Origin of the sequence: Mycobacterium sp. 1482292.6, assembly GCF_001672995.1 — a bacterium.
GTDB lineage: Bacteria > Actinomycetota > Actinomycetes > Mycobacteriales > Mycobacteriaceae > Mycobacterium > Mycobacterium europaeum_A.
Map to the genome: position 1 here is coordinate 1 of NZ_LZKV01000025.1, position 9555 is coordinate 9555.

Consider the following 9555-nt stretch of genomic DNA (forward strand, 5'->3'; position numbering starts at 1 on the left):
CGCCGTCGGCTCGCATGGAGGTGCCCGCTCCGCCCGCGATGTGCATCAGCTCGAAGCGCGCATCGACTCGCTCGCGTCGCGGAACTCGAAGTTGATGGAGACCCTTAAAGAGGCTCGCCAGCAACTGCTTGCGCTGCGTGAGGAAGTCGATCGGCTGGGGCAGCCGCCCAGCGGCTACGGCGTCCTGCTCGGCACGCACGAGGACGACACGGTCGACGTGTTCACCTCCGGCCGCAAGATGCGGCTGACGTGCTCGCCGAACATCGAAGTTCCCTTGCTGCGCAAGGGGCAGACGGTCCGGCTCAACGAGGCCCTGACCGTCGTCGAGGCCGGCACGTTCGAATCGGTCGGCGAAATCTCCACGTTGCGTGAGCTCCTGGCCGACGGGCACCGGGCCCTGGTCGTCGGGCACGCCGACGAGGAGCGCATCGTGTGGCTGGCCGAGCCGCTGGTCGCCGAGGACCTCCCGGAGGGGCATCCCGACGCGCTGAACGACGACACCCGGCCGCGCAGGCTGCGGCCCGGCGACTCGCTGTTGGTCGACACCAAGGCCGGGTACGCCTTCGAGCGGATCCCCAAGGCCGAGGTCGAGGACCTGGTGCTCGAAGAGGTGCCCGACGTCAGCTACGAGGACATCGGTGGCCTGACCCGCCAGATCGAGCAGATCCGGGACGCGGTGGAGCTGCCGTTCCTGCACAAGGAGCTGTACCGCGAGTACGCGCTGCGCCCGCCCAAAGGTGTGCTGCTCTACGGTCCGCCCGGTTGCGGTAAGACGCTGATCGCCAAGGCCGTGGCCAACTCGCTGGCCAAGAAGATGGCCGAGGTGCGCGGCGACGACGCCCGCGAGGCCAAGTCCTACTTCTTGAACATCAAGGGACCCGAGCTGCTCAACAAGTTCGTCGGTGAGACCGAGCGGCACATCCGGCTGATCTTCCAGCGCGCCCGCGAGAAGGCGTCGGAAGGCACACCGGTGATCGTGTTCTTCGACGAGATGGACTCGATCTTCCGCACCCGCGGGACCGGCGTCTCCTCGGACGTCGAGACCACCGTCGTCCCGCAGTTGCTGAGCGAGATCGACGGCGTCGAGGGCCTGGAGAACGTCATCGTGATCGGCGCCTCCAACCGTGAGGACATGATCGACCCGGCGATCCTGCGGCCCGGCCGTCTGGACGTGAAGATCAAGATCGAGCGGCCCGATGCCGAAGCGGCACAAGACATCTTCTCGAAGTACCTGGTCGAGACGCTGCCGGTGCACGCCGACGATCTCGCCGAGTTCGGGGGCGACCGTTCGGCTTGCATCCGGGCGATGATCGAAAAGGTCGTCGAGCGGATGTACGCCGAGATCGACGACAACCGGTTCCTGGAGGTCACCTACGCCAACGGTGACAAGGAAGTCATGTACTTCAAGGACTTCAACTCCGGCGCCATGATCCAGAACGTCGTCGACCGGGCGAAGAAGAACGCGATCAAGTCGGTGCTGGAGACCGGGCAGCCCGGTCTGCGCATCCAGCATCTGCTGGACTCGATCGTCGACGAGTTCGCCGAGAACGAGGACCTGCCCAACACCACCAACCCCGATGACTGGGCGCGGATTTCGGGCAAGAAGGGCGAGCGGATCGTCTACATCCGCACCCTGGTCACCGGCAAGAGCTCGAGCGCATCGCGGGCCATCGACACCGAATCCAACCTGGGCCAGTACCTGTAGGGCTCGGCGCCGGCTGAGCCCGTGGGGCTCAGTCGGTCACCAGCGAATAGCTGTTGGTCAGGTTGTCCTGCAGCACCTGGGCGGGCCGCTGGGTCGTGTCCACGCGCAGTTCTTCGGTGAGGACCCGCGGTTGATACGACCACCCGGCCGGCAGGTCGAGCCGGTCGGCAAGGCCCGGTAGGTCGTCGCGCGACAAGGTGGCGTCGGCGACCTGGCTCCAGGTCTGCATCACCCAGTGCCGGCTCTGCGGATCGATGAGTTCGAACACCTGCTGGCCGGCGTTGAAGACGAACACCGTGTGGCGACTGACCGTGTTGGGGACATATGGCGCAGGGTTCATCGACGACAACAGCACGGTGGCCTGCTGGATCATCTCGATGCCGCCGAAGGACTTGGTGATCTGCGGCCCGCGGGCCTGTTTTTCGATGGCGTTCATCAGCCAGTAGCGGGGACCGTTGAGCAGGGCTGCGGCCGCGCCGTGTTCGGTGGCGATGGCGTGCGCGTCCAGCGCCGACCACAGCTCCTGGGGACAGTCGTTGAGCGGGAAGCTGTTGTAAACCGTTGCCTGTGGGCCCGCCTCGCCGGGAGTTACCAGGAGTACCTCGCCATAGCGCTTCCCGGACAGGTCCAGTGCGTGTTTACCGACGGCGCGGCCGGATTCGGGGGCGGACACTCCGGTGAAATTAATCACTGGTACCGGTGCCGTCAATACGACGGACGGCGGGCCCGGCGGCGCCTCGATAGCGGTTACGCGCCACCAAAGTCGTCTGCAGGTCGTCGATCAGCGGGTCGAGAAAGGTGGACCGGTACTCCGCGTCGCCCGCCGCGCGGGCGCTGATGTACATGAACGTCAGCGCGCCGAGGAACAGGGTCATGTGGATCAGTGAGTCGGGCACCGGCAGCGTGAATCCGAGCACCGTCGCGCGGCTGGTGTAGGTGTGGGTCCACTCGTTGAGCAGGTCGGGGCTTCGCCGGGTGAGCACGAACGGCAAACCGCGCTCCAAGAACCAGCTTTCGGCGGCGGCGCCCGGCGCGGCTCGGCGGTCCGGAGCGCGGCCGCGAAGAAGCTCCATGCCGGGTCACCCTACGGCCGGCAGCCCACCCGCGGCGGCCGTATCGAAAGGGTTGCCCGACGGGCGGTTTGCGGACGTCGGTCGGGCCGCGGGCTCGCCCGGGCGAATCGCATCGGCCGGCTCCCGCGCGCCCCGCCGCGCGGGCCACTTCGTCGCCCGGCCTACGCTTAGGTCATGCAACGGATTATCGGAACGGAGGTCGAATACGGCATTTCATCGCCATCGGACCCGACAGCCAATCCGATCCTCACGTCGACGCAGGCGGTTTTGGCGTATGCGGCCGCAGCGGGCATCCAGCGCGCCAAGCGCACCCGCTGGGATTACGAGGTGGAATCGCCGTTGCGGGATGCCCGCGGCTTCGACCTGAGCCGCTCGGCCGGCCCGCCCCCGGTGGTCGACGCCGACGAGGTCGGCGCGGCCAACATGATCCTGACCAACGGCGCGCGGCTCTACGTCGACCACGCGCATCCCGAATACTCCGCCCCCGAGTGCACCGACCCGCTGGACGCGGTGATCTGGGACAAGGCCGGCGAGCGCGTCATGGAGGCCGCCGCACGCCACGTCGCCAGCGTGCCGGGGGCCGCGAAACTGCAGCTCTACAAGAACAACGTCGACGGCAAGGGCGCGTCCTACGGGTCGCACGAGAACTATCTGATGTCGCGGCAGACGCCGTTTTCGGCCATCATCGCCGGGCTGACCCCCTTTCTGGTCTCCCGGCAGGTGGTCACCGGCTCGGGCCGGGTCGGCATCGGCCCCTCCGGTGACGAGCCCGGCTTCCAGCTGTCCCAGCGCTCGGACTACATCGAGGTCGAGGTCGGCCTGGAAACCACGCTCAAGCGCGGCATCATCAACACCCGCGACGAGCCGCACGCCGACGCCGATCGATACCGGCGGCTGCACGTCATCATCGGCGACGCGAACCTCGCCGAGACGTCGACGTATCTGAAGCTGGGCACCACGGCGCTGGTGCTGGACCTGATCGAAGAGGGCCCGGCGCACGGCATCGACCTGAGCGACCTGGCGCTGGCGCGGCCGGTGCATGCGGTCCACGCCATCAGCCGCGACCCGTCGCTGCGCGCCGTCGTGGCGCTGGCCGACGGCCGGGAGCTGACGGGGCTTGCGCTGCAACGGGTTTACCTCGATCGGGTGGCCAAGCTGGTCGACAGCCGCGACCCCGATCCGCGCGCGTCCGACGTCGTCGAAACCTGGGCGCACGTGCTCGACCAGCTCGAGCGCGACCCGATGGAATGCGCCGAAATACTCGACTGGCCGGCTAAGCTGCGCCTGCTCGAAGGGTTCCGGCAGCGCGAGAACCTGAGCTGGTCGGCGCCGCGGCTGCACCTGGTGGACCTGCAGTATTCCGACGTCCGGCTGGACAAGGGCCTCTACAACCGGCTCGTCGCGCGCGGTTCGATGAAGCGCCTGGTGACCGAGCATCAGGTGCTCGAAGCGGTGGACAAGCCGCCGACGGACACCCGCGCCTACTTCCGCGGTGAGTGCCTGCGCCGATTCGGCGCCGACATCGCCGCGGCCAGCTGGGACTCGGTGATTTTCGATCTGGGTGGTGATTCGCTGGTCCGGATCCCGACGTTAGAGCCGCTGCGCGGCAGCAAAGCCCACGTCGGGGCGCTGCTGGACTCGGTGGACAGCGCCGCCCAACTGGTCGAACAACTCACCAGCTAGGTGCCGGTTAACCCAGGGAACGTCGGGGTCGACCGGTAGGCTAGGAAAGACCAACGGGCAGTGTGGCTTGATCGGTGAACAAGCCATTCAACGGGCCCAGACAACGCAGGAGGCGGCGATGGCTCAGGAGCAGACCAAGCGTGGCGGTGGTGGCGACGACGAAGACGATGTCGCCGGCAGCACCGCCGCGGGCCAAGAACGCCGGGAGAAGCTAGCCGAGGACACCGACGATCTGCTGGATGAGATCGACGACGTCCTCGAGGAGAATGCCGAGGACTTCGTTCGCGCGTATGTCCAAAAGGGCGGACAGTGACCTGGCCTTTCTCTGATCGCCTGTCCACCAATTCCGCACTTCCGGGCTACGCACCTCCAAGAAGCCTCGCTATAGACCTCTCGTCGTTTGCTGATCTGTTGCGTCGGCAGGCGCCGGAGTTGCTGCCGGCGAGCCTGTCGGGCACGCAGTCCGATGGCGCCGCGGGGCAGCTGCCCCACGGCACCACCATCGTCGCGCTGAAATATCCCGGCGGCGTGGTGCTCGCCGGCGATCGGCGTTCGACGCAGGGCAACATGATCGCCGGGCGCGACGTCAAGAAGGTGTACATCACCGACGATTACACGGCCACCGGCATCGCCGGCACCGCCGCGATCGCGGTGGAATTCGCCCGCCTGTATGCGGTGGAACTCGAGCATTACGAGAAGCTCGAGGGCGTGCCGCTCACGTTCGCCGGCAAGGTGAACCGGTTGGCCATCATGGTGCGGGGCAACCTGGCCGCCGCGATGCAGGGTCTGATCGCCTTGCCGCTGCTGGTGGGCTACGACATCGATGCGCCGGATCCCGAAGGCGCCGGGCGCATCGTGTCTTTCGACGCCGCCGGCGGCTGGAACCTGGAAGAGGAGGGCTACCAGTCGGTGGGGTCGGGATCGATTTTCGCCAAGTCGTCGATGAAGAAGTTGTACTCGCAGGTCACCGACGCCGACTCCGCGGTGCGCGTCGCCATCGAGGCGCTCTACGACGCCGCCGATGACGATTCCGCCACCGGCGGACCGGATCTGGTGCGCGGCATCTACCCGACCGCGGTCACCATCGGCGCCGAGGGAGCGCTCGACGTGCCGGAGAGCCGCATCGCCGAATTGGCCCGCGAAGTGATCCAAAGCCGTTCGCGCGCCGACACTTTCGGCCCCGATGGTGGTGAGAAGTGAGCTTCCCGTATTTCATCTCGCCCGAGCAGGCGATGCGCGAGCGCAGCGAGCTCGCGCGCAAGGGCATCGCCCGGGGCAAGAGCGTGGTCGCGCTGGCCTACGCCGGTGGTGTGCTCTTCGTCGCGGAGAACCCGTCGCGGTCACTGCAGAAGATCAGCGAGCTCTACGACCGCGTCGGCTTCGCGGCCGCCGGCAAGTTCAACGAATTCGACAACTTGCGCCGCGGCGGAATCCAGTTCGCCGACACCCGCGGGTACGCCTACGACCGTCGTGACGTCACGGGCCGGCAGCTGGCCAACGTCTACGCGCAGACGCTGGGCACCATCTTCACCGAGCAGGCCAAGCCCTACGAGGTGGAGCTGTGCGTGGCCGAGGTCGCGCACTACGGCGAGAGCAGACCGCCTGAGCTGTACCGGATTACCTACGACGGATCGATCGCCGACGAGCCGCATTTCGTGGTGATGGGTGGCACCACCGAACCGATCACCACGGCGCTCAAGGACTCTTACGCCGAGAACGCCGACCTGCGTGAGGCCACCCGCATCGCCGTCAAGGCCCTGCGGGCCGGCAGCGAAGCGTCGAATGGCGACCAGGCAGCCCTGGACGTCGGCAGCCTGGAAGTCGCCATCCTGGATGTCAACCGGCCGCGACGGGCGTTCCGGCGGATCAACCGCGCCAGCCTGGAAAATTTGCTGCGCGAGTTGGATTCCGACGGCCCGGCAGGCGACGGCGAGGAATCGAACGGGGAATCCGCCGACTAGGCATCGCTCGGCGCGGCCCACGCCGCCGGTGCCTATGTTGCTGTTGGTGCCCAAGGTGCGGGTGAGCCGCGAAGAGTCGCAAGGTCCGGTGCGGGCGGACGGTCGCCCGGTGCGGCCTCCCGAAGGCGTCCGCGTGGCCTCCGGAAAACTTCGTCGGATTGATACGCGCGGCTTGCTCACCGTCCCGGTCGGACAACCAGTACGCTCGATTACGTGCAGCGACGAATCATGGGCATCGAGACCGAGTTCGGGGTCACCTGCACATTCCATGGGCACCGGCGGCTCAGCCCGGACGAGGTGGCCCGCTACTTGTTCCGCCGTGTCGTGTCCTGGGGCCGCAGCTCCAATGTTTTCCTGCGTAACGGCGCCCGCCTGTACCTCGACGTCGGCAGCCACCCGGAGTACGCCACCGCCGAGTGCGACAGCCTGGTGCAGCTGGTCACCCACGACCGGGCGGGCGAATGGGTGCTGGAAGACCTGCTCGTCGACGCCGAGCAGCGGCTGGCCGACGAGGGCATCGGCGGCGACATCTACCTTTTCAAGAACAACACCGACTCGGCGGGCAACTCCTACGGGTGCCACGAGAACTACCTGATCGTGCGGGCCGGTGAGTTCTCCCGGATCTCCGATGTGCTGTTGCCGTTCCTGGTCACCCGCCAGCTGATCTGCGGCGCCGGAAAGGTCTTACAGACCCCCAAGGCCGCGACGTTCTGTCTTTCCCAACGCGCCGAGCACATCTGGGAAGGCGTTTCCTCGGCCACCACCCGCAGCCGGCCGATCATCAACACCCGCGACGAGCCCCACGCCGACGCCGAGAAATACCGGCGGCTGCACGTGATCGTCGGCGACTCCAACATGTGCGAGACCACCACCATGCTCAAGGTGGGCACGGCCGCTCTGGTGCTCGAGATGATCGAAGCCGGCGTCCCGTTCCGGGACTTCTCGCTGGACAATCCCATCCGCGCCATCCGCGAGGTCAGCCACGACATCACCGGTCGCCGGCCCGTGCGGCTGGCGGGCGGGCGGCAGGCCAGCGCGCTGGACATCCAGCGGGAGTACTACACCCGCGCCGTCGAGCACCTGCAGACCCGCGAACCCAACGCGCAGATCGAGCAGATCGTCGACCTGTGGGGCCGCCAGCTCGACGCGGTCGAAAGCCAGGACTTCGCCAAGGTGGACACCGAGATCGACTGGGTGATCAAGCGCAAGCTCTTCCAGCGCTACCAGGACCGCTACAACATGGAGCTGTCCGACGCCAAGGTCGCCCAGCTGGACCTGGCCTACCACGACATCAAGCGCGGACGCGGCGTCTTCGACCTGTTGCAGCGCAAGGGGCTGGCCGCCCGCGTCACCACCGACGAGGATATCGCCGAGGCGGTCGACAACCCGCCGCAGACCACCCGGGCGCGGCTGCGCGGCGAGTTCATCAGCGCCGCCCAGGCCGCCGGCCGTGACTTCACCGTCGACTGGGTGCACCTCAAGCTCAACGACCAGGCGCAGCGCACCGTGCTGTGCAAGGACCCGTTCCGTGCGGTCGACGAGCGGGTCAAGCGCCTGATCGCAAGCATGTAGCCGCTCCGACGCGCCGGCGCGACGCGGATGGCCGGCGGAAGCGCCAGACGAGGACCATCGAATAACCTGGAGCCAATGGCGACGTCAAAAGTCGAACGGCTGGTGAATCTGGTCATCGCCCTGCTGTCCACCCGCGGTTACATCTCGGCGGAGAAGATCAGGTCGAGCGTGGCGGGCTATTCGGACAGCCCCAGCGCCGAGGCGTTCTCCCGCATGTTCGAGCGCGACAAGAACGAGCTGCGCGACCTGGGCATCCCGCTCGAGGTCGGCCGGGCCTCGGCCTGGGACCCCACCGAGGGTTACCGGATCAACCGCGACGCCTACGCGCTCGCACCGGTCGACCTGACCCCCGACGAGGCGGCCGCGGTCGCCGTTGCGACGCAGCTGTGGGAGTCGCCCGAGCTGATCACCGCGACGCAGGGCGCGCTGCTCAAGCTGCGCGCGGCCGGCGTCGACGTCGATCCCGACGCGCCCGTCGCCATCGCGTCGCCGGCCGGCGTGCCCGGCCTGCGCGGGTCGGAAGACGTCCTGGGAATCCTGTTGTCCGCCATCGACGCCCGGCAGGCGGTGCAGTTTCAGCACCGACCCTCGAGGGCCGAGCCATACGCCACCCGCACCGTCGAGCCCTGGGGCGTGGTCACCGAGAAGGGCCGCTGGTATCTGGTGGGCCACGACCGCGACCGCGACGCCACCCGGACCTTCCGGCTTTCCCGGATCGGTGCGGACGTCACGCCGATCGGGCCGCCGGGCGCCGTCACCGTGCCGAAAGACGTTGACCTGCGCAAGATCGTGGCCCAGACCGTCACCGAAGTGTCGGCGGGGCCGACCGTCGGGCGGGCGCGAGTGTGGGTGGCCGACGGGCGGGCCACCGCGCTGCGGCGCGCGGGCAGGCCCGTCGATGCCCGCCAGTTCGGCGGTCGCGACGGCGAGGTGATCGAACTCGACATCTCCTTCGCCGACCAGCTGGCACGGGACATCGCCGGCTACGGGCCCGACGCCCTGGTGCTCGAACCGCAGTCCCTGCGCGACGACGTGCTGGCCCGGCTGCGCGCGCATGCGGGCGGGGACGCCGTCGGGGCGGGGCAACCGCCCGGCCGCGGGGGAGTGTCCGCGTGACACGCGCCAGCGACGATGCAGAGCGCGGCGATGAGGCGGGGGCACCTCCCGCTTGCGGGGGAGAGTGGCGCCAATGACTCCGATCTCCACCCGGCTGATCCGGCTGTTGAACATGGTTCCGTATTTCCAGGCCAATCCCCGGGTCACCCGAGCCAAGGCGGCCGCCGATCTCGGGGTGTCGGCCAAGCAGCTCGAAGACGACCTGAACCAGCTGTGGATGTGCGGGCTGCCGGGCTACTTTCCGGGGGACCTGATCGATTTCGAGTTCTCCGGGGACACCATCGAGGTGACCTTCTCCGCGGGAATCGACCGCCCGCTCAAGCTCACCTCGCCGGAGGCCACCGGGCTGCTGGTCGCGTTGCGGGCGCTGGCCGACATTCCCGGCGTCGTCGACCCCGAGGCCGCGCGCAGCGCGATCGCCAAGATCGAGGGCGCCGCCGGGGCC

Annotated in this window: 8 protein-coding genes and 2 pseudogenes; 8 read left to right on the plus strand and 2 right to left on the minus strand. The window is 68.0% G+C overall.

Translation table 11 applies throughout. The features are described from left to right. Window positions 1-1705, plus strand: a 1705-nt coding sequence (gene arc / locus A5624_RS01465; protein ID WP_066860394.1) for a proteasome ATPase, incomplete at its 5' end; no start/stop codon positions are given. A 28-nt stretch (window positions 1706-1733) separates the two neighbouring features. Here the strand turns inward: arc and A5624_RS01470 are convergent. Together A5624_RS01470 and A5624_RS01475 are read right to left on the minus strand one after the other, a co-directional pair. Continuing rightward, on the minus strand, window positions 1734-2378 hold the full coding sequence (locus tag A5624_RS01470) for a hypothetical protein (protein WP_066860398.1): 645 nt from the start codon (window positions 2376-2378) through the stop codon (window positions 1734-1736). 10 nt (window positions 2379-2388) lie between these two features. Beyond that, window positions 2389-2673: pseudogene (locus tag A5624_RS01475) on the minus strand (hypothetical protein); the annotation flags it as partial. Between the two features lie 279 nt (window positions 2674-2952). Between A5624_RS01475 and dop the strand changes: the two are divergent. The 7 genes and pseudogenes from dop to A5624_RS01510 all read left to right on the plus strand — a co-directional run. After that, window positions 2953-4461, plus strand: a complete 1509-nt coding sequence (gene dop, locus A5624_RS01480; protein WP_066860404.1) for a pup deamidase/depupylase — start codon at window positions 2953-2955, stop codon at window positions 4459-4461. Window positions 4462-4579: 118 nt separating this feature from the next. Next, the gene (locus A5624_RS01485; RefSeq protein WP_066860430.1) at window positions 4580-4774 is read left to right on the plus strand and encodes a ubiquitin-like protein Pup; all 195 of its coding nucleotides are present in this window, start codon (window positions 4580-4582) and stop codon (window positions 4772-4774) included. Next, window positions 4771-5661, plus strand: coding sequence for a proteasome subunit beta (gene prcB / locus A5624_RS01490; RefSeq protein WP_066860407.1), 891 nt, complete (start codon window positions 4771-4773; stop codon window positions 5659-5661). The genes A5624_RS01485 and prcB overlap by 4 nt, the downstream gene beginning before the upstream one ends. Continuing rightward, window positions 5658-6422, plus strand: coding sequence for a proteasome subunit alpha (gene prcA / locus A5624_RS01495; protein WP_066860413.1), 765 nt, complete (start codon window positions 5658-5660; stop codon window positions 6420-6422). Before prcB ends, prcA begins: the two co-directional genes overlap by 4 nt. Window positions 6423-6635: 213 nt before the next feature. Then, window positions 6636-7994: a Pup--protein ligase gene (gene pafA, locus A5624_RS01500; RefSeq protein ID WP_156748731.1), complete on the plus strand. Its 1359-nt coding sequence runs from the start codon at window positions 6636-6638 to the stop codon at window positions 7992-7994. 75 nt (window positions 7995-8069) lie between these two features. Then, window positions 8070-9110 carry a YafY family protein gene (locus tag A5624_RS01505; RefSeq protein ID WP_066860419.1) on the plus strand — a complete coding sequence of 347 codons (1041 nt, stop codon included), beginning with the start codon at window positions 8070-8072 and terminating at the stop codon, window positions 9108-9110. A gap of 73 nt (window positions 9111-9183) precedes the next feature. Continuing rightward, window positions 9184-9555, plus strand: a pseudogene (locus A5624_RS01510) (protein pafC); the annotation flags it as partial.

Coding starts and splice junctions, on each gene's coding strand:
- dop (WP_066860404.1), top strand. CDS start 2,953: ATGCAACGGATTATCGGAACGGAGGTCGAATACGGCATTTCATCGCCA.
- A5624_RS01485 (WP_066860430.1), top strand. CDS start 4,580: ATGGCTCAGGAGCAGACCAAGCGTGGCGGTGGTGGCGACGACGAAGAC.
- A5624_RS01505 (WP_066860419.1), top strand. CDS start 8,070: ATGGCGACGTCAAAAGTCGAACGGCTGGTGAATCTGGTCATCGCCCTG.